27 protein-coding genes are annotated in these 24,054 nt (G+C 37.3%); 16 read left to right on the forward strand and 11 right to left on the reverse strand.

Features of this window, described 5'->3' with window-relative positions:
• Positions 1-92 precede the first annotated feature (92 nt).
• Both C4E06_RS24300 and C4E06_RS24305 read right to left on the reverse strand, forming a co-directional pair.
• Positions 93-662: a hypothetical protein gene (locus C4E06_RS24300; protein ID WP_107670948.1), complete on the reverse strand. Its 570-nt coding sequence runs from the start codon at positions 660-662 to the stop codon at positions 93-95.
• A 30-nt stretch (positions 663-692) separates the two neighbouring features.
• Entirely contained in the window at positions 693-1,898 is a 1,206-nt protein-coding gene (locus C4E06_RS24305) for a tyrosine-type recombinase/integrase (protein ID WP_107670949.1), read from the reverse strand.
• 239 nt (positions 1,899-2,137) lie between these two features.
• Between C4E06_RS24305 and lgt the strand changes: the two genes are divergently transcribed.
• The 8 genes from lgt to C4E06_RS24345 all read left to right on the forward strand — a co-directional run bounded on the left by lgt (position 2,138) and on the right by C4E06_RS24345 (position 9,924).
• Positions 2,138-2,968 carry a prolipoprotein diacylglyceryl transferase gene (gene lgt, locus C4E06_RS24310; RefSeq protein WP_107670950.1) on the forward strand — a complete coding sequence of 277 codons (831 nt, stop codon included), beginning with the start codon at positions 2,138-2,140 and terminating at the stop codon, positions 2,966-2,968.
• A gap of 109 nt (positions 2,969-3,077) precedes the next feature.
• Positions 3,078-5,528 (forward strand): HD family phosphohydrolase, encoded by a 2,451-nt coding sequence (locus C4E06_RS24315; RefSeq protein ID WP_107670951.1) that lies wholly within the window; start codon positions 3,078-3,080, stop codon positions 5,526-5,528.
• Positions 5,529-5,646: 118 nt separating this feature from the next.
• Positions 5,647-6,807 (forward strand): S-layer homology domain-containing protein, encoded by a 1,161-nt coding sequence (locus C4E06_RS24320; RefSeq protein ID WP_107670952.1) that lies wholly within the window; start codon positions 5,647-5,649, stop codon positions 6,805-6,807.
• Positions 6,808-6,934: 127 nt separating this feature from the next.
• Complete coding sequence (locus C4E06_RS24325) at positions 6,935-8,275, forward strand: DUF3754 domain-containing protein (RefSeq protein WP_107670953.1); 1,341 nt, start codon at positions 6,935-6,937, stop codon at positions 8,273-8,275.
• A 157-nt stretch (positions 8,276-8,432) separates the two neighbouring features.
• Complete coding sequence (locus tag C4E06_RS24330) at positions 8,433-8,720, forward strand: hypothetical protein (RefSeq protein WP_009543140.1); 288 nt, start codon at positions 8,433-8,435, stop codon at positions 8,718-8,720.
• 104 nt (positions 8,721-8,824) lie between these two features.
• On the forward strand, positions 8,825-9,139 hold the full coding sequence (locus C4E06_RS24335; RefSeq protein ID WP_107670954.1) for a BrnT family toxin: 315 nt from the start codon (positions 8,825-8,827) through the stop codon (positions 9,137-9,139).
• Entirely contained in the window at positions 9,123-9,281 is a 159-nt protein-coding gene (locus C4E06_RS24340) for a hypothetical protein (protein WP_198649001.1), read from the forward strand. Before C4E06_RS24335 ends, C4E06_RS24340 begins: the two co-directional genes overlap by 17 nt.
• A gap of 433 nt (positions 9,282-9,714) precedes the next feature.
• On the forward strand, positions 9,715-9,924 hold the full coding sequence (locus tag C4E06_RS24345) for a prevent-host-death protein (RefSeq protein ID WP_107670956.1): 210 nt from the start codon (positions 9,715-9,717) through the stop codon (positions 9,922-9,924).
• A 15-nt stretch (positions 9,925-9,939) separates the two neighbouring features.
• On the opposite strand, the gene C4E06_RS24350 is transcribed toward C4E06_RS24345, so the two are convergent.
• The 6 genes from C4E06_RS24350 to C4E06_RS28430 all read right to left on the reverse strand — a co-directional run bounded on the left by C4E06_RS24350 (position 9,940) and on the right by C4E06_RS28430 (position 14,891).
• The gene (locus C4E06_RS24350) at positions 9,940-10,926 is read right to left on the reverse strand and encodes a permease (RefSeq protein WP_107670957.1); all 987 of its coding nucleotides are present in this window, start codon (positions 10,924-10,926) and stop codon (positions 9,940-9,942) included.
• Positions 10,927-11,046: 120 nt separating this feature from the next.
• A complete protein-coding gene (gene glcD, locus C4E06_RS24355; RefSeq protein WP_107670958.1) occupies positions 11,047-12,504 on the reverse strand; it encodes a glycolate oxidase subunit GlcD in 1,458 nt (485 codons plus the stop codon).
• 91 nt (positions 12,505-12,595) lie between these two features.
• Complete coding sequence (locus tag C4E06_RS24360) at positions 12,596-13,045, reverse strand: DUF3531 family protein (protein WP_107670959.1); 450 nt, start codon at positions 13,043-13,045, stop codon at positions 12,596-12,598.
• A 30-nt stretch (positions 13,046-13,075) separates the two neighbouring features.
• Positions 13,076-13,669: a CPBP family intramembrane glutamic endopeptidase gene (locus tag C4E06_RS24365; RefSeq protein WP_107670960.1), complete on the reverse strand. Its 594-nt coding sequence runs from the start codon at positions 13,667-13,669 to the stop codon at positions 13,076-13,078.
• The gene (locus C4E06_RS24370) at positions 13,662-14,714 is read right to left on the reverse strand and encodes a DUF3326 domain-containing protein (RefSeq protein ID WP_107670961.1); all 1,053 of its coding nucleotides are present in this window, start codon (positions 14,712-14,714) and stop codon (positions 13,662-13,664) included. The genes C4E06_RS24365 and C4E06_RS24370 overlap by 8 nt, the downstream gene beginning before the upstream one ends.
• The gene (locus tag C4E06_RS28430) at positions 14,715-14,891 is read right to left on the reverse strand and encodes a hypothetical protein (RefSeq protein ID WP_198649002.1); all 177 of its coding nucleotides are present in this window, start codon (positions 14,889-14,891) and stop codon (positions 14,715-14,717) included.
• Positions 14,892-15,056: 165 nt separating this feature from the next.
• Here C4E06_RS28430 and C4E06_RS24375 point away from each other — a divergent pair, with 165 nt between their 5' ends.
• Positions 15,057-15,740: a sugar transferase gene (locus tag C4E06_RS24375; protein WP_107670962.1), complete on the forward strand. Its 684-nt coding sequence runs from the start codon at positions 15,057-15,059 to the stop codon at positions 15,738-15,740.
• A gap of 82 nt (positions 15,741-15,822) precedes the next feature.
• Here the strand turns inward: C4E06_RS24375 and C4E06_RS24380 are convergent, their stop codons facing one another.
• Complete coding sequence (locus tag C4E06_RS24380; protein ID WP_107670963.1) at positions 15,823-16,986, reverse strand: glycosyltransferase family 4 protein; 1,164 nt, start codon at positions 16,984-16,986, stop codon at positions 15,823-15,825.
• 162 nt (positions 16,987-17,148) lie between these two features.
• Positions 17,149-17,469: a divalent-cation tolerance protein CutA gene (gene cutA, locus C4E06_RS24385; RefSeq protein ID WP_107670964.1), complete on the reverse strand. Its 321-nt coding sequence runs from the start codon at positions 17,467-17,469 to the stop codon at positions 17,149-17,151.
• A 218-nt stretch (positions 17,470-17,687) separates the two neighbouring features.
• On the opposite strand from cutA, the gene C4E06_RS24390 reads away from it, so the two are divergent.
• The 7 genes from C4E06_RS24390 (at position 17,688) to C4E06_RS24415 (ending at position 22,821) form a co-directional block, all read left to right on the forward strand.
• A complete protein-coding gene (locus C4E06_RS24390; protein WP_370051356.1) occupies positions 17,688-18,500 on the forward strand; it encodes an ABC transporter permease in 813 nt (270 codons plus the stop codon).
• Positions 18,497-19,477 carry a thiamine-phosphate kinase gene (gene thiL / locus C4E06_RS24395; protein ID WP_107670966.1) on the forward strand — a complete coding sequence of 327 codons (981 nt, stop codon included), beginning with the start codon at positions 18,497-18,499 and terminating at the stop codon, positions 19,475-19,477. The genes C4E06_RS24390 and thiL overlap by 4 nt, the downstream gene beginning before the upstream one ends.
• A 41-nt stretch (positions 19,478-19,518) precedes the next feature.
• A complete protein-coding gene (locus C4E06_RS29075) occupies positions 19,519-21,057 on the forward strand; it encodes a glycine betaine ABC transporter substrate-binding protein (RefSeq protein WP_107670967.1) in 1,539 nt (512 codons plus the stop codon).
• A 111-nt stretch (positions 21,058-21,168) separates the two neighbouring features.
• A complete protein-coding gene (locus tag C4E06_RS28445) occupies positions 21,169-21,651 on the forward strand; it encodes an META domain-containing protein (RefSeq protein ID WP_232826362.1) in 483 nt (160 codons plus the stop codon).
• 92 nt (positions 21,652-21,743) lie between these two features.
• Positions 21,744-21,854 carry a DUF4377 domain-containing protein gene (locus C4E06_RS29745; protein WP_370051357.1) on the forward strand — a complete coding sequence of 37 codons (111 nt, stop codon included), beginning with the start codon at positions 21,744-21,746 and terminating at the stop codon, positions 21,852-21,854.
• 224 nt (positions 21,855-22,078) lie between these two features.
• Positions 22,079-22,432 carry an LppP/LprE family lipoprotein gene (locus C4E06_RS28455; protein WP_255412192.1) on the forward strand — a complete coding sequence of 118 codons (354 nt, stop codon included), beginning with the start codon at positions 22,079-22,081 and terminating at the stop codon, positions 22,430-22,432.
• Positions 22,433-22,611: 179 nt separating this feature from the next.
• Complete coding sequence (locus tag C4E06_RS24415) at positions 22,612-22,821, forward strand: type II toxin-antitoxin system HicB family antitoxin (RefSeq protein ID WP_107670969.1); 210 nt, start codon at positions 22,612-22,614, stop codon at positions 22,819-22,821.
• 84 nt (positions 22,822-22,905) lie between these two features.
• Here the strand turns inward: C4E06_RS24415 and purM are convergent, their stop codons facing one another.
• Positions 22,906-23,928 (reverse strand): phosphoribosylformylglycinamidine cyclo-ligase, encoded by a 1,023-nt coding sequence (gene purM, locus C4E06_RS24420; protein WP_107670970.1) that lies wholly within the window; start codon positions 23,926-23,928, stop codon positions 22,906-22,908.
• Positions 23,929-24,054 lie beyond the last annotated feature (126 nt).

Consider the following 24,054-nt stretch of genomic DNA (forward strand, 5'->3'; position numbering starts at 1 on the left):
TTTCCGTTTAACAAGTTGTTTAACATTGTCTAACAGAGTGTTTAACACTTTCAATCTAGTAGTCAAATTTTAGTATAATTTACCATTATTCCTTATACTCTAAATATTTTTGCCAATCGCTGTAAACTATCTTGAATAGGTTGTACTAATTGATATAATTGCGACCATAGATTTTGTATCTCCTGTTGAATGGTCATTTGAAAATTGTTAACCATCTGAGAGAGTTCATTTTTAAAGTTAAAAAAATCATTTCTAAAATTCTGAAACTCATTAGAAAACTGCAAAAAATCAAACCTAAAACTTGTCATTTCTTGACGATAATTTTCCATTGAATCTATGTTTGAGTCTAGCTTATGCAAAATATTTTGATGTTGGTCTTTTACGTCTTTCATACTAGCGATAGAATGTCTTAACAAAAACTCAAGGGATTCTAGATCAATGGTTTCCTTTTGAGCTTCTTTGACAACTTGATCAACGGTAGTTAAATCATCTAAATTAGCTATCCTTTCCTTATCCTTATACATTACCTGTAAAGTCTTAGTAAGTAATAGAGCAATAGCACGACTTTGACTTAATTTCATTTCCTCAGCATAGGCTAATAATAACTCAAAATCCTTTTCATCAAGGGTAGCACGGACATTAAGCTTAATTCTAGATGGCATAAAGCAATACACTCTTGTAAAAAAATAAAGTTACTGAGGAAGAATATGAGAAATATTAAGAGAGTCAAAATAATGCTTTTCAATTGTTGCTGTAGAACTATCACACCATTTAGCAACAATAGCAGGATTAACCCCTTTTGCTATCTGTTCAGTAATAAAAGTATCACGACAACAATAAGGAGTTGTATTCGGTTTTATGGGGTCAACAAGCCTCTTCCAAGCATTACTAGAGAAGTTTCCATAATTAATATTTTTACCTTTGGGAGACAGAAAAATTAAGTCATCTTCATTCACTTCTTTGGGTTTGATAGATGATAAAATTTCTTGAAGTTCTAAGTTACAAGGAAACTCTCTTTTTCGATTATTCTTACTATGTTTAGTTCTAACGGCTTTACCATTGGTTAATTGATAGATTCCACCATCAAAAGTTATCTTTTTAAAATCAGTGGAAATGTCTCCCCATCTTAACCCTATGGCTTCATTAGGTCGACATCCTGTAAAGAATAAAAATTTAACAAAGTTAGCATAATGACGATAAGAATAACCTGTATAACCTCTTTTATTCCAGTTGCCTTTATGATTTAGAAAAGCGTTAATAACTGCTTCTTTTTCTTTGGGAGTAAAGGCATTAGGTTTAGTTTCAACTTGATAGTTATGGACTAACTCGTTGGCCATACCTTCGTAGGGGTTAAGTCCTTTGACTAACTTATGCTTTAGTCCCCATTTAAAAGCAGCATTAATATGAGTTAAAACCCGTTTAGCCATACTTTGAGTCGTGTGAGTAATCAGCCATTCTCGTAACTCTAATGCTTCATAGGGAGACTTAATACCTGATTTTTTAAGATAATTTTCTACAGATGTTTTTAGATAATGAATTGTGGTTTCTTTAAGACTCAACCGCTTATATTCAAAATACTTTTCCCACAAACTTAATAAACTAATATCGGGGTAAAGATCAGAAACTAATTGAAGATAATCTTTTTGTTTTACCTGGGGTTTGTATTGCTCTAGGGTAGCATCAAACCGGCCTAAGTCGATGTCATTCTGTATCGCTCGAAGCTTATTAAAGGCGATTGTACGGTTAGCAGGGGTATCAGATAGGTTAAGGGATAAAGTCTTCTGTTTACCTCCAAAAAGAGTCCTTGAGAACACGATAATAAGCTTTTCTCGTTGAACGCCTAATGTGCATTGACCTTGATAGTCATGGCCTTCAATTTCGACTTTCTTCCAAGGCATAAAGCATTAATCCATAAATAAAGATTATGGTTAACCATAGCACGATTGACAGTCAAATGACAGTCACTTCAAAAAAACTTTAGACTGTTAGGGGGAAGAGTCTTTATTTTAAAAGGTTTTAGCGTGATTAAACCGATAGCCTTCCAAGCTAATGATGGGGGTTCGATTCCCCCCACCCGCTTTATTAAAAAGGATATGATAAGTATGTTCAGATGTCATGGGAAAAATGGCGATCGCTTATGCTTTTAGGGTTTCAATTTCAGTCTCCGGGTCCCATCTTATTTGAAGCAGGTCCACTGGTCATCCGTTGGTATGGTTTTTTAATTGCTAGTGCGGTATTAATTGGGGTAACCCTGTCTCAATGGTTAGCCAAACGTCGTCACGTTAACCCTGAATTAATTGGGGATTTAGCCATTTGGCTGGTCATAGCAGCCATACCTTGTGCCAGACTTTACTATGTAATCTTTCAGTGGCAAGAATACGCTCAACGCCCTGAAGACATCATCGCCATCTGGAAAGGAGGCATAGCCATTCACGGCGCGATTATTGGTGGCATCATAGCCGCCCTCATTTTTGCTCGTATCAACAAAATTTCCGTGTGGCAATTGGGAGATTTAGTAGTTCCCTCTCTGGCATTAGGACAAGCTATCGGCCGATGGGGCAATTTCTTTAATTCTGAAGCCTTTGGCGCCCCCACTAATTTACCCTGGAAGCTTTATATACCCATTAATAACCGCCCCGTCGAATATCTGAGCGCTGAATACTTTCATCCCACCTTTCTCTATGAGTCGGCTTGGAATATTATGGTGTTTATCCTGCTCATATCCTTATTCTTGTGGGGATTAAAACAGTCTAACCGTCTCCCTGTCGGAACCTTATCCCTAGTGTATTTAATCGCTTATAGTTGTGGCAGAATTTGGATAGAAGGATTAAGGACAGATAGTTTAATGTTAGGACCATTGAGGGTGGCACAGGTTATTAGTTTAGTTATGATTAGTGTAGGGATTTTGGGGCTAGTGTGGTTATATCGTTTAAAGAAACCTTTACCAGACGTGGTTTCCCCTCAATAGTCTCCTGAGACAGGTGCCGATTCTCACTAGATCGTAGCGTCTGGTTTAGGAAATAAACAAGACTATCCAAGAAATCTCGTTTGATGTTTTTACATTGACCTCACACAATATGAAAACGCTACAATTGTTAAAAAGAAATCTCGAGAAATTACGACAACAGTATAAAAAGGGTCGTCGTTCCCCTCTGCAAGAAGCTCAAAGTCTAAGCAAAAAAGTCCCCTCTAAACCCCCTTATCAGTCCGACTGGTTAAACAAATTACATAAGTCAAAGCCCCTCCGTCAACTTCACCCACCTTTGATGTGGGGACTAACTGTCATCTCTCTTACCAGTGTCATTGGTTATCGCTTCTATAACCAACCTCAACTATCGGTAGGAACCGTTTCCCCTGTCAAAGTGGTGGCTCCCAAAGATGGAACCTTTGAAGATGAAAAAACCACCGAAGAAAAGCGCAAAGAAGTTCGCACAGGGATTATTCCCATCTTGCAAAGAGATGCTCAACTCACCAGCCAACTCAAAGGGGAATTAACCGAAACGATTATTGAAATTAGACAATTTCGTCAAGAAGTCGGCGCATTTCCTTTTATTAGTGTGTCCTCTATTCCTCTTGCAACTCAACAATATTTGCGTAGCATTGATGAAAAAACATCGCAAACCATTCGCTCAACCTTACTGAATGACAACGCCCAAACAGCAGACAACCTGACCCCCCAAGGCAAAGAAGCCATAACCCAGTTAAAAAACTATGAAAACACCACATCAACCACAACCCTAAAAGGCCTCTTAGACACTATCGAACAATCTCGTAAACGTTACCATGCAGCGAAACGAGAAGTCTTAAACGCTAAAACATCCAATCTAACCCCAGAATTATTAGGGATATTTCTCAACCTGGACGATAACACCTGGCAAACCACAGAAAAAACCTTAAACCTGACGTTAAATCGCATTTTATTACAAGGACTCCCCTCCGGAATGCCAGATTATTTGCTCAACGAAATTATTAAAAATCAGCTAGAATCTGCGGACTCATCGGTACCTCAAGGTGCCATTACTGATTTATTAATGACAATTTTGCAAAATAAGCATAATTTGACAGTCGATAAAGAGGCGACTAAACAAAGGGCCGAACAAGCAGCCCAGGCCGTCGAACCGGTCATTGTCGAAGTCAAAGCAGGAGATGTGATTGTCGAAGCAGGGGAAAAAATTACCCAAGAAGAATTTGTTCTCTTAGATAGTTTTCAACTCAGTCGTCGGGGGATTAATTGGATCGGTTTAGGCATTGTTGCGGTGATTGTCATGGGAACAGTCACTATTTTTTGCGTGGTGAGTCACAAAATTCATCGCCCCATGCGTCGCCGAGATCATGTCCTCCTCTGTCTGTTAAGTTTGAGTACCCCCCTATTAGCGATTTTCAATCTCGGTTACACTAATTTGCCGGCTGTGGGGCTGCTGACCAGTAGTTTTTATGGGCCCACCTTGGCTATCACTCAAGTGGTCTTATTGAGTGGATTATCCACCTTTGCCGCCACCACCATTAACTGGAGTTATGTCCTAGCCGGAACTGCCGGGGGACTGTTGGCCGCTTCTGTGGCTTGGAGATTGCGATCGCGGGATGAATTGGCCTGTTTAGGGGGTGTGGTGGGACTGGTACAAGGGAGTCTCTATTTTATCGGTTATCTCATTGTTGCCCCTGTGGCCGGTACCATTTGGTCTGTGGTGTTACCTGAAGCCATCATTTATGGATTATCGGGGATTGCTTGGAGTGTCATGGCGTTAGGGGTTTCTCCCTATTTAGAACGTCTCTTTGATTTAGTGACCCCTATTCGTTTAGTGGAGTTGGCTAACCCCAATTGTGCCTTACTGAAACGCTTAGCCACCGAAACCCCTGGAACGTTTCAACACACTCTCTTTGTGGCTTGTTTGGCTGAAGCCGCCGGCCGTGAATTACACTGTAATGTAGAGTTGATTCGCGCCGGTACTTTATATCATGATATCGGCAAAATGCACGACCCCATGGGCTTTATTGAAAATCAAATGGGTAACCCCAATAAACACGATATAATTAATGACCCTTGGGTGAGTGTGGAGATTATTAAAAAGCACGTTTCAGAAGGGTTGGTGATGGCCAATAAATATGGTCTCCCTAGAGTCATTCGTGACTTTATTCCTGAACATCAAGGGACTTTACTCATTTCTTATTTTTATTATCAAGCTAAACAAGAAGCGGAACGCAACGGGACAGAAATGATTGCTGAAGAAGCGTTTCGCTATGCTGGCCCCATTCCTCAGTCACGAGAAACCGGCATTGTCATGTTAGCTGATGGATGTGAGGCGGCTTTACGTTCTCTAAAAGAAGCAACGCCAGAAACCGCTTTAGCTATGATTCAAAAGATTTTTAAAGCCCGTTGGCGAGATAATCAATTAAAAGATAGTGGGATTAAATATGAGGAATTACCCATTATTGCTGAGGTGTTTGTGAAGGTTTGGCAACAGTTTCATCACCAAAGAATTGTTTATCCGAAAGCAGCCCTAGAACCTCAAAATAATAAGCAAGCTTAATTGTTACATGACATTTCATGATTGAAAAAAGTTGACCTAAAAAAATGCTTTCAACCCTGTAACTTCAGGGGTGGGTAATTCTAAATTCTACATTCTAAATTCTACATTCTGATTGACTATGTATCGTTATCTCATTCTTAGCTTACTTTTTCCTGTTGTTACCGCTTGTAGTAATATTAGTGACTTAGAAAATCGCTTTTCTCCTAATCCTGAACTCGCTGAACAACAAGAGGATGTTACACAATCTCCCCTAGAAATTCCTAATAGTTTTCCTGATACCATTCCTCAATATTCTAACTCAGAAGTACAAGAAGTTTCTGAGAATTTAACCAATGAAAAAGGGTTAATTCGCTGGTCATCTTCTGATTCTATTGGTCAAATTAGTGAGTTTTATCAAGAACAATTCAACCGTAATAACTGGGAAATCAGTCAACCGTTTAATGAAGAAAATAATACCTTAATTGCTCAAAAAGATGGATTAGAAGTACAATTATCTTTTCTTTCTGCTAGTAATGGGAATACAGATTATTCTCTTCGTTATCAAACCTTAAATGGTTCAACTGCATCAAACACAGAAGAAAAACCTACCTCTTCTCAAACAAAAAATGATAATAATACCAATTTAGAAAACGTACCTCAATCTTTAAAATCATACGTCGCAGATGTTCGTCAGTTAGGGACAGTTAACTTGAATAATACTGATAATAAAACCGTTAAAGAAAGCGGTATTATTAACCGTCGAACCTATGCACGATGGTTAGTGGAAACTTATAATAAATTTTATGACAATAACCCTGCTAAACAAATTAGATTAGGGGTTGAAACTGCTAAACCTGCTTTTTCTGATGTGTCGAGTAATGACCCCGACTTTGCGGTTATTCAAGGGTTAGCGGAAGCTGGAATTATTCCCTCTCCCTTAACAGGAAATAGTAGTGCTTCTTTATTCCGTCCCGATAACCCTTTAACCAGAGAAGATTTAGTTACCTGGAAAGTGCCTTTAGACATGGGCAAAGGATTACCACAAGCTTCTATTGATAATATCAAAGAAACCTGGGGGTTTCAAGATACAACGAAAATAGATACAAAAGCCATACAAGCATTATATGCAGATTTTCAAAATGGCGAACAATCAAATGTAAGGCGTGTCTTCGGATATACCACACTATTTCAACCCAATAAAGGGGTAACTTTACCTGAAGCTGCTGCTAGTTTATGGTATTTTGGCTATCAAGGGGATGGACTTTCGGCTGAAGATGTATTATCTATAAATAATGAATAATTAATCTGTTTTTTTATTATCCTACAACAAGAAAAAATGATTGATGAGATATTGTTTACTATCCATTGCCTCTTGCCTCTTGCCTTCGACTCAGACTTTATTCTCATAATTAATTATTGATTGCTATATGTCTGATATTCGAGAATCATTTATTCCTTTTCGTCGTACAGATATCATTAATCTTTGTCTTGAAGACGGTAAACTTCAAGACAAAGATATTAAATTATTTCAAGAATTCTGTGATATTTTAACTGCTTTTTTTCATTTTCGCTTTCATTATACTTTGGAAAAAATCAAAGATAATTATACTGTTTTTAACCCTAATTCTGATGTAAAAACGTTACAAGAACCAAGTTTAGAACAGTATGAAGAGATGGAAAATAATGTACTTCAAGGGTTTAAATATGTTTTAGAAAGAGCTAATTATATTCAACTTCCTGATGAAATTATCCAGAAATCTTTGCAAGCAAAATCTTTAATTAATTTACAAACAGATGTCGACTTTGATGATTTTGAACATTTATATTGTTATTATCGGGGAGATATTAATAAAACAATTACCCTCAAAAAATTTAAGTTTTTTGAGCAAGAAAAAATTATTGATATTTTAGAAAGAGTTGTTTTATTAATTAAGTTTAAAGGTTCAGGATATTTTCAAGCAAAAGCCAAAAAAGATAAGAAATATCAAGACCTTAACTTTACACCAGGCAAAATGTATCTTTATTTCTATAAAAATATACCAAAACTTGATCTTGATCTTCTTTTTCCTAATATTAAAACTAGCATGACTTGGAAAGATAAATTAATGTTTGGTGTTCCTGCTATTGGTGCAGCCGTTCCTTTAATATTGCGAGCCGTTCCTAATATTTTACTGATTATTGTTGCTATTTTTATCTTACTTAGAGCAGATTCTGTTGTACAATCTATTGAGGTTGACAAGGAAAAAGTTCGTGATATTATGCCTATTTTAGTGGCAACTTTATCCTTAGCTGTGACATTAGGAGGATTTGCTGTTAAACAATATACTAAATATAAAAGCAAAGAAATTAAATTTCAAAAAGAAGTTAGTGATACTTTATTTTTTAAGAATTTAGCGAATAATGCTAGTGTTTTTCAAGCATTGACCGATATTGCAGAAGAAGAAGAATGTAAAGAAATTATTTTAGTCTATTATAATCTCTTAACCAGTCAAGAACAATTAACCCCTGAACAGTTGGATAGAAAAATTGAACAATGGATGATGGAAAAATTAGGTATTGCCATTGATTTTGATATACATGGACCCCTGAATAACTTAGAAAAAATTAGAGGAAAAATTGTTTATGAAGATAACAATGAAAATAAAATAAAAGAAGTTTCTTTATTATCTTATGATCAGCAAGAAAATATCAATATTTTATCTCTAGAACAATCAAAAATGATTTTAGACTATGTTTGGGATAATGCCTTTCAATACAATGGATGTTAAAAAGATTTCTTGTTTTCTCGCAATAAAAATCTTGGATTTTCCTCAGTATATATGATAATCACTAATATTGATTGGTAGGATCAGCCTTAAAATAAAAATAGTCCCCTGGCACTTACCAAGGAGACATCTACAAACTTACTAATATGATGGTAACACGATGACAGAAGACAGATTAACCCGAATAGAAAAGATTGTCGAATCTAATGCTAAATCCATTGAAGCGTTAAGTGATGCCGTAGCACAAGATCGAAAAGAAAGAGCGCAGGAGCGAAAAGAATGGGCGCAGGATCGTCGCCGTATTTTTGAGTGGATGGCTAGATTATCAGCCGCACAAAGGGACTTTTACGAGGTTCAAGCTGATTATATTCGTCACATTGAGGAGATAGAGGATCGCTTAGCGCAAATCCTTGATCGCTTAACTCCCCAAAACGAGGATCAACCGTAACCATTTTTGGGATGGCCACCATGCTATTTTTATAAGCAAAACTTATCACTTTTAGGAAACGGGGAATAAACTGCCTTGATTTATGATAGAAAGAACGATCATAGATGAATATTCCCCAAGTTTTTGAGTGGGACGAAAACAAACGTCAAGCTAATATAGAAAAACATGGGATAGACTTTGCTGACATCAGACCAATCTTAAGTAATCCCATTATTGAGTTCATAGACAACCGTAAAGACTATGGAGAAATCAGAACTATCTTACTGGGACAAATCGAGGGACGGGTTCTTTATGTCGTTTATACCCAACGGGGTTCTATCAAAAGAATAATCAGTGCTAGGAAGGCCAACAAACGTGAACAAAGAAAATATTACGAGAGTAACTCTCCAAGAATGGGCAGCAATGAAGGGTCAAACTGATTGGGATCGGGTTGATGCTATGACGGATGAGGAAATAGAACAAAACGCCCTAGATGATCCCGATGCTCAACCTATTTCTGATGAGATGTGGGAAAATGCTAAGGTGATTTTACCTGAACAAGATACCGTAGCAAAAGGTTAACTATAGTTAGTGCCATAAGATGGTTGTAAAAAAAAGTGTCTATTAACCAACTGGTTATTAGACGAACAATGGAACTGGTATTTCATTAGGAACTTTTCAAGCACCTCCATTAAACTTTCAACAAAATAATATTTTGTTTATGGGAATTGTTAGTACAGATGAAGACATATTATCTGTAAGATTAAATAGGGATTTAGTCCCTGATGGAATAGGTTTAGATAATCTACGCTTTGTAGAACCTATAGAAGCTATACCAGAACGTCTAGAACCTCAAACTAGCCAAAGCTAAGAAGAAATAGAATTTAATACCAAACTTGTTTATAAACCCTACTGTAGATAGGGGTTTTTTTATGTTTTCAAAGACCACATAACTGTTCTGAGGTATTAAGCTAAAATAATCAATAAATGTACTATATGCGATCGCCTAAAACCTATGACTGAACTTCTCGAAAAAGTCATCACAGAACTAAAAAAACTTCCTCCCCATCAACAAGATGCGATCGCTTCTCGTTTGATGGATGAACTTAAACCAATTGTAAATAATCAGCAATTACGGCCATTTGGTTTATGTGCTGGAGAATTTACTGTTCCAGAGAATTTTGATGATCCGTTACCAGAGGATATTCTAAACGCATTTAAATGATATAAACCAATATTATCAACTAATATAAAAGTTAAGAACTAAACCCAAAACTAAAATTAACTGTGCTGTCAAAATAAATATATAACTAGCAAACTTAATGCGTATTATTCCGAGCAATAAAATTAAACTAGAAATGTTAAACAGAGAATTTAATAGTAAGAAAACTAAAGCAGAACCATATAACACAGAAGATAAAATAGGAACTAAAAAATAAGCTGAACCCAGGGAATTAAGAGAGATTACTAAACCAAATAATATCATAATCAATATTTGATTTAAAGGGTTTTCTCCCCATTGAAACAGTTGTGCTTGAGGGATAAAAAACTGAAAAACAGTAGAGATAGCGATTCCAACTGTAAGAATACTTCCTAATTCAATAAACTCTTTAATTATATTCTCAAAAAACCATAAAAATTGTTGCCAAATTCCTACAGAAGTCCTAATATTACCTTGATATTCATAAATTAAATTACCAGCACGATGAAACGGTTGAAAATCCTCTGAAGGTGTTAAAATAGTCCCTGAATTAACCAAACTAGAACGACTTTTAAGAACAGAAGATGACTCATCTATCATGACAGATTTTTCTGGATAGGCACTAAAAACTAAACCTACCATAATAGCAATTAACCACGCCCCCAAAATTCTTAAAAATACCAATCTAGGATGATCTCCTAAAACTTCCCAACTATTATTAATAACAAAAGGGTTAACGGTAGGGGAAGCAATAAGAAAGCTAATACATAAAGGAATGGGTAAACCTTGCAATAACAATCGTCTTACAATGGGAATATTGCCATATTGTCCCACAGGAAGCAAAAACCCCAAACTACTACCAATAATGACGGCTAAAATACGAGTCCGGGGTAATTTATTAACCAATTGATGTTCATCAACAAAGACTAATAACCCACTAGACACAACAATACCCAAGAGAAGAAAGGGTAAAGCAATTAGCAGGTTACTGACAAATAAAGTATAAATATAATTCAGTTGGGACATATTTAAAAGAAGTCAGGAGTCAGAAGTCAGAAGTCAGAAGTGTAATTTATAGTTGAGGACTCTAACTATCAGCTAAAATTAATAGTAAGAAATAATACCATACACTTTCTAGCGGAAACGTCAAGACATTTTTTTTGCATTGGCTGCTTCTCCACAGGTTCGAGGAGTGGGAAAAAGTTTACCAGGGTTGGCTAAATTATCGGGGTTAAACACTTGTCTTACCCATTGCATGGTTTCTATGTCGATATCATTAAACATATAGGTCATATATTCATTTTTATCCGAACCAATACCATGTTCTCCTGATAGACTGCCTCCTAATTCTACACAAAGTTTAAGAATTTCTCCCCCTAATTTTTCTACTTCTTCCCATTGTCCAGGAATGGAATTATCATACAAAATTAAAGGATGTAAGTTACCGTCACCAGCGTGAAAAACATTGGCAATTCGATAACCATGTTTTGCCCCTAATTGGTCAATTTTTTCGAGAACATTCGCCAGTTGGGTACGGGGTACTACTCCGTCTTGAACAAAATAGTCAGGACTAATATTACCCGCAGCAGCAAAGGCCGCTTTTCTGCCTTTCCACAGTTTTAAACGGGTTTCTAAATCATTGGCTGCGGTAATTTCTCTTGAGCCATTTTGACGACAAATTTGAGCAACTTTTTCTTTATAAGCTGCCACTTCAACCCCTAATCCATCTAACTCGACTAATAAAATGGCGGCAGCATCTCGTGGATAACAATTTGTTTTCACTGTATCTTCTACCGCATTAATAGAGAAATTATCCATAATTTCCATACCAGCAGGAATGATACCCGAACTAATAATATCAGCCACCGCTTGTCCGGCAGATTCAACATCCGTAAAATCAGCTAAAACAACGCAGATTGTTTCAGGGGTTTTGAGAATCTTTAACGTGATTTCTGTTGCTATCCCTAACGTTCCTTCCGACCCCACAAATAAGCCGGTTAAGTCATAACCTGGCATTTCAGGAATACTACCCCCAACTTCGATAATTGACCCATCAGGAATAACTAATTTTAAGCCTAAAACATGATTGGTTGTCACCCCATATTTTAAACAGTGAACGCCTCCGGAATTTTCGGCTACATTACCCCCAATCGAACAGATAATTTGACTCGAAGGGTCCGGCGCGTAATAAAAACCGGCACCACTGACTGCTTGAGTGACCCAATTATTAATGACCCCTGGTTGCACCGTCACCCGTTGATTTTCTAAATCAATGTCGAGTATTTGTTTCATGCGAGCGGTGACAATTAAAACACAATCTTCGACCGGTAACGCGCCGCCGGATAGACCGGTTCCGGCTCCTCTGGCCACCCAAGGAATTTGATAATCATGGCAAATTTTAACGGCCGCGGCCACCTCTTCTGTGGTACGAGGTAACACGACGACTGCTGGCCGTTGACGGTAAGCGGTTAAGCCATCGCATTCGTAGGTTAATAGTTCTTCTTTGCGACGAACAACTCCGTCTTTACCAATAGCTGCTTCTAAGGCTTTGATAACCGGTCGCCATTTTTTATCGGTGTCGTTAAAAATTCGATTTAATAACATGGGGTTATGATTGATTCTTGTGTTTTATTGTAGCTGATTTCTTCGATCTCAGGGAATAAATAGCTTACTAATTAATAATTTAAAAATTAGGTTAATTCTCTTCTGCAAACATTGCCTGGCGTTTATTAGCAATTGGCCAATCTTCATTTTCTCCGCCAACAATTAACTTTTTAATAACAATTAATTCTTGACTTAATTGAGTCAAAGCATTGATCAAAATATCAAGGGCAATTAAATCACTGGTGCCGAGATCAAACCAACAACGACCCCATACCCCTTCGTATTCAAATTCTGCCATATTGTGCATGGGGGCCATCATCATGTCATCGGATACTTTGGTATCGTAATCCATATAACTGATTTCAACCCCCATGTCTTGCACTTGCAGATTTTCAGCATTAAACCCGCCCAATTTACCTAAATAAAACCAGGAATTAAAGACCTCTTCTACATACTGTCTTTCCATAGGAGAAGGGACAGTTTCAAACTCTAACCAAATCCAGAGATCAAAAGGATTAAACTCTCTAAATTGAACTTCCATACAACCGTAAATATTAACTGAAACAACTCATTAAGAAGACGCATCACTGGTTCTATTATTAAACTTCCAGAGCGCGCTGGATAGCCAATTCGTAATAATATGAGCGGTAATGGGAACTAATAGATTATCAGTCATGATCGCACTATAACCCAAAGCAAATCCCACTAGGGTGGCCCAAACGACATAAGGCCATTGTTGGGAACCACTTAAATGTAATACCCCAAACACTAAACTCGATAAAATAACCGCTAGTAAATCGTATCCTAGAGCCGGTAACATGACCCCACGAAACAATAATTCTTCACTAAGGCCAGGTAATAAACCTAACCAAATTAAATCGGGCCAAACTAAAGGTTTTAACACCAATTCTAGGTAAGCATCGGCACTTTGACGATAGGCTGGCCACAGCCGATAAACGATACTACTCGTAGCAATGATCACACCAGCTAAAGCAGCCCCATAGAGTAGCCCATCAGTGGACAATTGAATTTTGATTAAAGCAATGGAGCCAAAGTATTGCCAGACTTTAGCAATAATCAACAAAATAATGGCCGTTACTCCCATCACCACTAAAATTTGGGTACGGGTTAACGGTTCCATATCAGAGGAATTTGGATTAGTCACAGGCTTGAGAAATAGAGCGAACAACAGGACGTAAGGCATCAATGCTTATGCCGGCTTTATGAGCGGACAAAACACCCAACGCCTCTAAATACGAGTTTACCGTAATTGCCTCCATTCCCAAGTCTTTAGGGGTAACATTCAAGGCCGTTGTATTATCCGTAACGGTGATGATACGGGTGTTACTTTGACTCAAACTGAGTATGGCACTACCACCACAAGCCGTCTCAGGAATGACCAGTGCATCCACTTGATCAGACCAGATACTATAGGGATGAGGTTGAGTAACCAATTGAGGCGCACGACTTAACCCCACTAACACACAGGGTAAAAACGTATAGCCTAACTCTTCGGCTGCAGCCCGAGGGGAGATGGTCTCATCTACCGGTAACGGTTCTAGGGCGGGCGCATGGGCGCAGGGAAGACGAAATTCACGGACAATGAGGTGAGAAATCACCGCTTCTGCACCGGCTAAGGGATCAACCCCTTGGCCATGACGATAATTATCTAAGACTAAACTATCAATATCATCAGGAAATCGAGCCACAACGGCGATCGCCTCGGCTTTACTTTGAGTGATCAATTTTTCGGCAGCCCTCAGTAAACTATCGGGGTGGCCAATGGTTCCCCAACTCGCCCCAGAATGGGCTGTACGCAATTCTACTTGTAAGGGGCTATCTGTGACCACATAGTCGGTTAAGGTCAGTCCTAGGGTGGCTCTAGTGGCATCTGCTGCTTGAAGATGACGGGTTCTTAACTCCGGTTCGATGCCTCGATCCAAAATGAGTCCCACTCGGTTTTGATGAACAGGGTTTAAACCCCAGTCTCCTTGAGCAAAGCGATCTAAGCTGTACCCTTCGACATAAAAAATATTGTCGAGGGGCCAATAGAGTTGCGCCCCGTTGAGAACATTGGGATGGGTGATCAGGCGATCGCAGACTTTGGCCATGGCTTTGGCTACGGGTAAAGCATCCCCTGCATAACCGCCAATGGCCGCCCCAATGCCAGTGGGAACGATGAGTACAGCCGTATAAGGACGATGATTCAATTAATTATCCTTAGTAACAATGGCTTCGACTTGGGCCGTTTGTTTGTCTTTATCTACCTTGGTTATCGCCCAGCGCAGAGGTTCCCCTTCTTCTTGTAAGGCCGCTTCTACGGCTTCTTTGGTGGTTAAGGGGGTTTGTTGAAGATCGATTTCGGCTTCAATAAAGTGGGTTGTCATAATTGGTTTGATCTCATAACTTACAGATAATGATCAGTTTATCAGTCTTCTTAACCTAAATTTATCGACAAAGTTATACAAAAAATAACATGAACGCTAACACGAAAACTAACATCCTTCCTTTATTCTGGTAATCAAGAGAGCAAAGACCGATTTAGTAAACCCATGACAGCATATAGTTTTTTAGAGCAAAAATCCCATTCTTTAGCTGTGACACAAACAACTTACCCCTTTAACACCTTTCATCCTTCGATTAATAGTAAACTTAAGCGAGGCATCGATATTATTGGGGCATTAGTCGGATTAATGATAACCCTTATGATTGCTATTCCTATTCTGGTAATCATGGCCATTTCTGACCCTGGCCCCTTACTTTACAGCCAAGTTCGTTGCGGTTTACATGGCCGTCCCTTCCGCATTTGGAAATTCCGTTCTATGGTGGTTGATGCCGATAAAATGAAACATTTAGTCAAAAATGAAGCCGAGGGACACATTTTTAAGAATACTAAAGATCCTCGTATTACCTGTTTAGGGGCTTTTTTGAGAAAAACCAGTCTCGATGAATTTCCCCAATTTTGGAATGTTTTAATGGGAGATATGAGTTTAGTGGGAACTCGTCCTCCTACCGTAGATGAAGTGGAAAAATATGACCCTCATCATTGGCAACGCCTTAATGTCAAACCTGGGATAACCGGCGAATGGCAAGTCAATGGGCGCTCTAGCGTTAAAAATTTTGAAGATATTGTCAAACTAGACCTTAGCTATCAACATAAATGGTCTTTATGGTATGACCTCCATTTGATTGTTAAAACTGTCCTAGTTGTCTTCAATAAAACAGGTGCTTACTAATTTTCTTTCTCTTTGGTAACTGGCCTCACACAACACAATCTTATCCAATTTAACCGAACACCTATTCATTCATTAATAATTATCAACAAAACGGTTCTAGAATTTGAGATAAAATTGTGGCCATTGACTGTAAACTGTATGCTTGAATGCACCTTTCTCTTGCTTTTTGACCTTTGCTTTGTGCTTCTTCTAAATGATTGAAAATCCAGTCAATCTGATGGGCCAACTGTTCAGGGGAACTGGGATCAACTAAGTAACCGGTATCCCCTAAAATTTCAGGAATATCCCCGACTTTAGTGGCTAAAATTGGTTTTCCCATGGCCATCCCATCGGTTAACTTGATGGGAAATTGCGCTTCAGACGTACTGGTTAGTTTTTGAGGAACCACAACTACATGGGCGGCTGCGACAATTTCGGGCATCTTTTCGGGAGGTTGTTGGGGTAATTTAATAATCCAATGTTGCCATTTATTGAGTAAGTTATTGACATAACCATCTTCAATCACTCTTCCACCCACTAATACTAATTTTAAATCTGCCCAATTGAGTAAATCCATAGCTTTTAGTACATCTTCAATCCCTTTGTGGGGTCTAACTGTTCCAGGAAACATTAAAATTTTATAGTCAGACAGTCCATACTGTTTTCTACTTTTTTGGGGGGAAAAGTGATCAGGATTGAAGCGAGTTATATCTTTCCCGTGAGGTAAATAAGTTCCTCCATATTTATTGCTTAAAAATTTAGTATTAATAGTAATAGCATCTGCATATTTAATTAGTTTTTGAGTCCATTTTAAATACCATTGATATTGGGGATTTCTAAATACACCATCAGGTTTAATGATATCTCTTAACAGTTGTTTGGGTTTAACATAATATTTCCAGTTATCTCCCCCAAACCAACTCATTTCCCAATCATCAATATCTAAAATAACAGGTTTACGACTCTGTAGCTTTTTTAATATAGCAATTCCTAAGCTAGTGGGTCTAGGTTTCACCGCATAAATAATATCCCCATCAATTTTTTGCAATAATTGCCAAATCTTTAAAATAAATTGAGGATAATCACTACCTGGTATCCATTCAACCTTTAAATAAGAAGGTGGTGGTGGATAAAGGGGTTGACGGAAAGCAAACCCCAAAACTGTTACATCATAGTCGAGTTTTTGCAAAACTTCCGCTAATAAATAAACCCGAGTCCCCCCTCCTCCCGATAAATCTGGTGCCAGCACAGAAATTTTCTTTTTCATTGACTTTAACAGATAATTTTAAGAATTAACATCATTTTCTTTGAGTTTTGTATGATAAAGACTACAACCCTTAATGTCAATAAAGATCAATCAGAATTGAGTTAAAGAATTTGTAAAAGTCATAACAGAAAATATTATCTAAAAGATGCTTAATGATTCATATTATTTAAGTTGCTGATTTAACCAACTTAGATACCCTTGACTTCCTTCTACAATCGGTAAACTAATAATTTCAGGAACATCATAAGGATGAATTTCAGTGATGGTATTTTCTAGGGTTTGATAATTGTTTTGGCTACTTTTGATTAAACAAATCCATTCTTCATCGAGACAGAGTTCATTTTTCCAATAATAATGACTACTCATAGGGCCTAGAATTTGAATACAACCTGCTAGTTTTTTTTCTAACAAAGTTTTAGCGATTTGATGGGCATCTTCTTTATTTGATGTTGTTGTAATCACAACAATAAAGGGTGAATCCATAAACGATTTTTATATCTCACTTACAGTTAACTTTGAATATTGAACAACTAACAATCTAGATTATACCAGAATAAAATCAAGTGACCATATAATGGTTCTGCATTTTGTCATAATGAGTTACAATTTTCTCGAATCTATTTATTTTAAAAGATTAGCTTATGGTGACATCAAAATCTACAGTGGGGCGTTTTTCCCGTTTGAGTCTTGCTCAAAAATTAATGTATCTTGGTGGATTAATTACATTATTTTGGTTATTTATCGCCTTATTTGCGCCTATTTTACAAGCAATTGGCTTTCTGCAAGATCCCACGGATTTATTAAGTAATATTCCTGGAGAATCTCCGAGTTTCCGTCATTGGTTCGGCACAAATGTTAGAGGATATGATGTATTTTCTCGGACGCTTTTAGGTTCACAAGCAGCTTTAAAGGTGGTTTTTTTAGCCACCTTTTTATCCATGTTAATCGGTGTACCTCTTGGCTTGATTAGTGGATATTTAGGGGGAAAAACTGATAAAATATTATTGTTTTTCATGGATACTATTTATACTATTCCTGGTCTATTATTGTCCGTAACTTTGGCTTTTATTTTGGGACGGGGAATTTTGAATGTAGCCATTGCCGTTAGTATTGCATACATTCCTCAATATTATCGAATCGTTCGTAATCATACCACCAGTGTTAAAAATGAGTTATTTATCGAAGCAGCAAAAGCCATGGGAGCAACCCCTACCCGTGTTTTATCTCGCTATTTATTTTTAAATGTTATTCAAAGTGTTCCAGTAGTCTTTACCTTAAACGCTGCTGATGCTATTTTAGTATTAGGGGGTTTAGGCTTTTTGGGGTTAGGATTACCCGAAGAAGTTCCAGAATGGGGTCATGATCTCAAAGAAGCCTTACCGGACTTATCAACCGGTATTTGGTGGACAACTTTATTCCCTGGAATGGCCATGACATCGATGGTTGTGGGATTATCTTTTATCGGGGAAGGGATTAGTGAAATGTTTAACCCGACTTTACGCAATAAACGATGAAAATTAAGGATATTGGGGAACAAGGACTGCTCAAAAAGTTAAAGTCTTTTTGTCCCCATGATATAATTGGGGATGATGGGGCAGTATTATCTATCGATCCTCAACAACAATTAGTGGTTACCACTGATGTTTTAGTCGATGGGATACACTTTAGCCAAACCACAACCCCCCCTGACTCGGTGGGTTGGCGTGCGATCGCTGCTAATTTATCTGATCTCGCCGCCATGGGAGCTACTCCTGTGGGAATTACTGTGGGGTTAAGTTTACCTGGAAATCTTGCGGTTGACTGGGTAGAACAATTGTACGAAGGCATGAGCCATCTGTTAGAAGAATATAACACACCCATTGTGGGGGGCGATATTTGTCGCTCTGAAGTGACAACGGTTAGTATTACTGCTTTAGGTCAAGTTTACCCCCATCACATTATTAAACGCTCAACTGCTCAACCGGGAGATGTTATTATCACCACGGGATATCATGGTATGTCACGAGGAGGGTTAGAATTATTGCTCAACCCTAGTTTAGCCAACCATCTCGGCCAAGACATTCAGGATAGACTGATTAAGGCGCATCAATACCCTAAACCCCGTTTAGACTTGCTTCCCCATCTTTGGGAGATTATGGATACTCATACCATTACCGGGATGGATAGTAGCGACGGGTTAGGAGATGCCGTTGTACAGATGTGTGCCATGAGTGGGGTGGGCGCACAGATACAGTTATCCTCTTTACCATGCGTATCTATATTATCACAGTGGTTTAGTTCAGAGCAAGCCTTAAATTGGGTGTTATATGGGGGAGAAGATTTTGAATTAGTCTTATGTTTAGCCGAAGAAAAAGCACAGAAACTGGTTGAGATCATAGGAAAAGAAGTCAAAATTATTGGCAAAATTGTCGAAGACAAATCGGTAAAATTAATAGATGGAAAACAACAGCAGTCTCTAAATTTAACTGAAAGTTTTCAGCACTTTTCTTAAGAGTCATTATCTCTTAGCCATCTAAAGTATTAGGTAAAAGAATGAATTTATTTGTTTCAATTCCTCCCACATCGGTCATTTTATTACGAACAGGAGAACATATAACATTAGTCTTAATTGCCATGATAGTGTCCACTGGAATAGGTATTCCTTTGGGAATTATAATGAGTCGCTATCCCAAACTAGCCAATCCTATTTTATTAGTAACCAATGCAGTGCAAACCATTCCGAGTTTAGCCTTGTTTGGCTTTTTAATTACCGTCCCTTTTTTAGGAGGAATTGGAAAAAGACCTGCAATTATTGCTTTGATTTTATACGCTTTGTTACCGATTATCAAAAATACTTATATTGGTATTACTCAAATTAAAAAAGGAGTCAAAGAAGCCGGCAAATCCCTAGGATTAGATCCGCTGAAAATTTTGTTTTTAATTGAATTACCTTTAGCCTTAAAAGTTATTTTAGGAGGGGTAAGAATTGCTGCAGTTATTTGTGTTGGAATTGCTACGATTGCAGCAGCTATAGGAGGAGGAGGGTTAGGGGTTTTTATTTTTAGAGGACTGTCTACCGTCGATAATACTATGATTTTAGCTGGTGCTATTCCTTCAGCTATTATTGCTCTATTAGTAGATTGGGGACTGGGTTGGTTAGAAAATAATTTGACACAAACGGATACAAAAAAGAAAAAAAATAAACAAAAGTTTTTAGCTATTTTTCTTTTAATTGTCTCATCTATATTTATGGTTTTCAGTTTTATTAATCAATCACAAGGACAGATTATTATCGGTTCAAAAAATTTTACTGAGCAAATTATTTTAGGAGAACTATTAGCTCAACAAATTGAAAATAATAGTGATTTAAAAGTAGATCGTCGCTTTAATTTGGGGGGAACCTTTATCTGTCATGAAGCAGTTAAAGCACAAGAAATAGATGGCTATGTCGAATATACAGGAACCGCTTTTACTGCTATTTTAGAACGAAAACCCATCAGTGATCCTAATCTTGTTTATCAAGAAGTCAAGGAAGTTTATGATCAAGAATTTCAATTAGAAGTAATGCCATCTCTCGGATTTGAAAATACCTATGCTATTTTAATTAGAGAAGAAGATGCCACAAAATATAACATTGAAACGATTTCCGATGTTGCTAAATATACCCCTGAATGGACAGCAGGATTTAGTTATGAATTTTTAGCCAGAGAAGACGGTTATCCTGGACTTTCTAAGACCTACAATTTGCAATTTGCCCGACAACCTAAGACCATGGAATTAGGCTTAATGTATCGTGCATTAGCAGAGAATAATGTTGATTTAGTAGCCGGAAATTCTACCGATGGACTAATTAGTGTTCTTAAGTTAGAGATGTTAGAAGATAATAAAAATTATTTTCCTCCCTACGAAGCCGTTCCCGTTTTTAACCAAGAAACATTAGAAGAATATCCCAATTTAAACAATATTATACAACAATTATCAGGACAAATTTCTTCAGAAGAAATGCAACAACTTAACTATCTGGTTGATCAAGAAAGACAGTCAGTTAATAAAGTAGTTGAGGATTTCTTAAATGAGAAAAATTTAACCTAATCTAACTTGTTTACCTTAGTTAACAATTGGGGGTCAGCAAAGGTCTAAAAAATTGTTATAATAATGAAGACTGAAAGCCATTGAATTAATTGATAAGGTTTTAAGTAAAAAATGATTAATCAGTATGCACTAAAAAAAATAATTCAAGGAGTAATGATCTTATCATTTTCCCTAATTTTCTTAGACTCATTTAAAAGTGCGATCGCCAATGAAAACCCATCGAACTTGAGTCAAAATCAAGAAGAAAATCAAAAGAAAAACCCCTTAATAGGAACAGAATGGCAATTAATGGATTGGACTGAAAATCAAGCCTTAACTAAAGAAAACTCTACCATTGCCTTTCAAAAAGATGCCCTTTCAGGCAGTGGAAGTTGTAACCGTTATACCGCAGGATATGGGGTTCAAGAAAATGCGATGAAAGTCGGTTTAATTGCTGCAACTCGTAAAGCTTGTACTGAAGAAATAATGAATCAAGAAATGTTATTTTTAGGAGCTTTAGAAGGGGCAAAAATTTATAGTATTAATGCACAAGGACAATTACAAATTGCTTATATTAAACAAAAAGAGATCGGTATCTTAAAATTCAAAAAATAAATAATAATGATAGTAAAATTATAGAAAAAAACGTTTATATTAGTCCTGAAACCATAGATTGTATAGGTGTTTCCCGTCAACAATGTTTAAAAATCAAAGAAAATTTAGAAGATGACTGGACATTATTCTATGGTTCCATTGAAGGATTTGACTACGAACCTGGCTATTTTTATGAGTTAAAAATTGTTCAAAAAAAAAATTAAATCCCCCGGCTGATAGTAGTAGTATTCAGTGGTCACTGATTGAAATTATTAGCAAAAAAGAAACGAAAGAAAGAACAAAAATATGGTTAGATGAGCAACTCAGTAATTGGAATGATATAGGAAAAAAGATTCCTAATGCACCAAAAATAGATGCTGAACTCCCCAGTATCGATAGGTGTAAAGACCAACTAAGAGAAGCCAAAACCCCCGCAGAAAAGGCTATTATTAAAGCCGGTTGGGAGTTATTTGGTCCGAGACAAACCTACGATGACACCACAGTCATAACCGCCATGAGTGGAGTGGATGGAATGTGTCGTCCATTGGGTTATCAAGGGTTTGTTTTTGTCGGAGAACAATTTGCCGGAACCCTATCCCCTCAACCGATGAACTCTCGAACCGATGGGGATATGGCGCGGATTTTTTTAACCAGTCCTTCTCGTTTATGGGTAGAATATAAACGCTATGATAACGATGATCCCTTATGTTGTCCTTCTGAGATGAATCAGGTATGGTTTAACATTGAAGCCAAAAATGCTAAACCCCTTTTAATTCCCACCGAAGTCATGACAGAAGCATAATCCATTATTTGTTAAATAAGTCTTAAAAATAAATGATGGTTTTAAGAGAAAATTTAACCTTATTAAAGAAGACACTGTTGGTAATTAGCCGTTAACAAATTCTCTTTAAATTTAAGTTATGCCTCAGAAAAGCTGTATTAACATTGAGGTAAGAAAAATAATTTGAATGAGGATAGCTCATGCGTTATGCAGTAATTATTGAAAAGGGAAGATTTCATTACGGTGCTTATGTTCCTGATATACCCGAATGTTCTGCCGTTGGAAACACAGTAGAAGAGGTAAAAAAATCCATTTATGCTTCTATTTCTAATCATCTTAACGGTTTACAAGCAGAAGGTAATGAGTTTCCTAATGCTAAAACCCTATGTGAATATGTAGAAGTGAGTTAAATCAATTTAAGGAGCGATCGCTATTATTTGATTATTGTTCGATTGCTCCTTATCCTTCAAAGATCACTTAATTTGATAAAACCATTATAATCCTATGATTTCTTGATTTCCTTCTATCACTTCTCCAATTTCATAAGCATCAATTTCTTGACTTTGAAACCATTTTATGATGTTATTTGATTCACTTTTGGGAACAATAATCACAAAGCCAATCCCCATATTAAAAGTATCAAACATGGCAGAAGTTTTGACGTTTCCCATATTAGCAATCCATTGAAAAATGGGTAAAATCGGCCAAGTTTCGGGATTAATTTGTATAGATTTATTTTCTCCTAAACAACGGGGTAAATTTTCAGGTAACCCCCCTCCTGTAATGTGGGCCATTCCCTTAATTTCTATCCCTGAGTTTAACGCTTCGAGAATGGGTTTAACATAGATTTGGGTAGGCGTTAGCAGCATTTCTCCTAACGTTTGATCCCCTAAACTATCGAAGCGATCGCCCCAATTAAAACCATTCACTTCAACAATTTTCCGCACTAAACTAAAGCCATTACTATGAACCCCACTACTCCTTAAACCGATAGCCACATCACCAGTATTAATTTGCGATCCATCGAGGAGTTTACTTTTTTCGACCACTCCCACACAAAACCCTGCCACATCGTATTCACCCACCCCATAAAACCCAGGCATTTCTGCGGTTTCCCCTCCTAATAAAGCACAACCACTGAGATGACATCCTTCGACTATTCCTGTTACCACATCACTTAATTGTTGAGGGTTTAATTTTCCTGTGGCCAAATAATCTAAAAAGAATAAGGGTTTGGCCCCAGAGGTTAAAATATCATTGACACACATGGCCACTAAATCAATACCAATGGTGTGATGACGATTTAAAGCATGAGCAATTTTTAACTTAGTCCCCACGCCATCAGTTCCCGAGACCAACACAGGATTTTCATAACCTGTAGGTAACTCAAAATAACCGCCGAAACCCCCTAATCCCCCTAATACTTGAGGATTATAGGTGCTTTCTACAGAACGACGAATTTTATCGACAAAGGAACGACCGGCCTCAATATTAACCCCTGCGTCTTGATAGTCCATACAACACTTAAGAAACTTGGATAAGTTGCACTCAGTCATTGTAACTGATATCGTCTCAATCATCTGAGGAAAATGCTACACAGACCCTTAAAAAACAACATTAAAGCAAAGGTGTCATAATTAAAT

The sequence above is a fragment of the Cyanothece sp. BG0011 genome (genome assembly GCF_003013815.1).
Lineage (GTDB): Bacteria > Cyanobacteriota > Cyanobacteriia > Cyanobacteriales > Microcystaceae > Crocosphaera.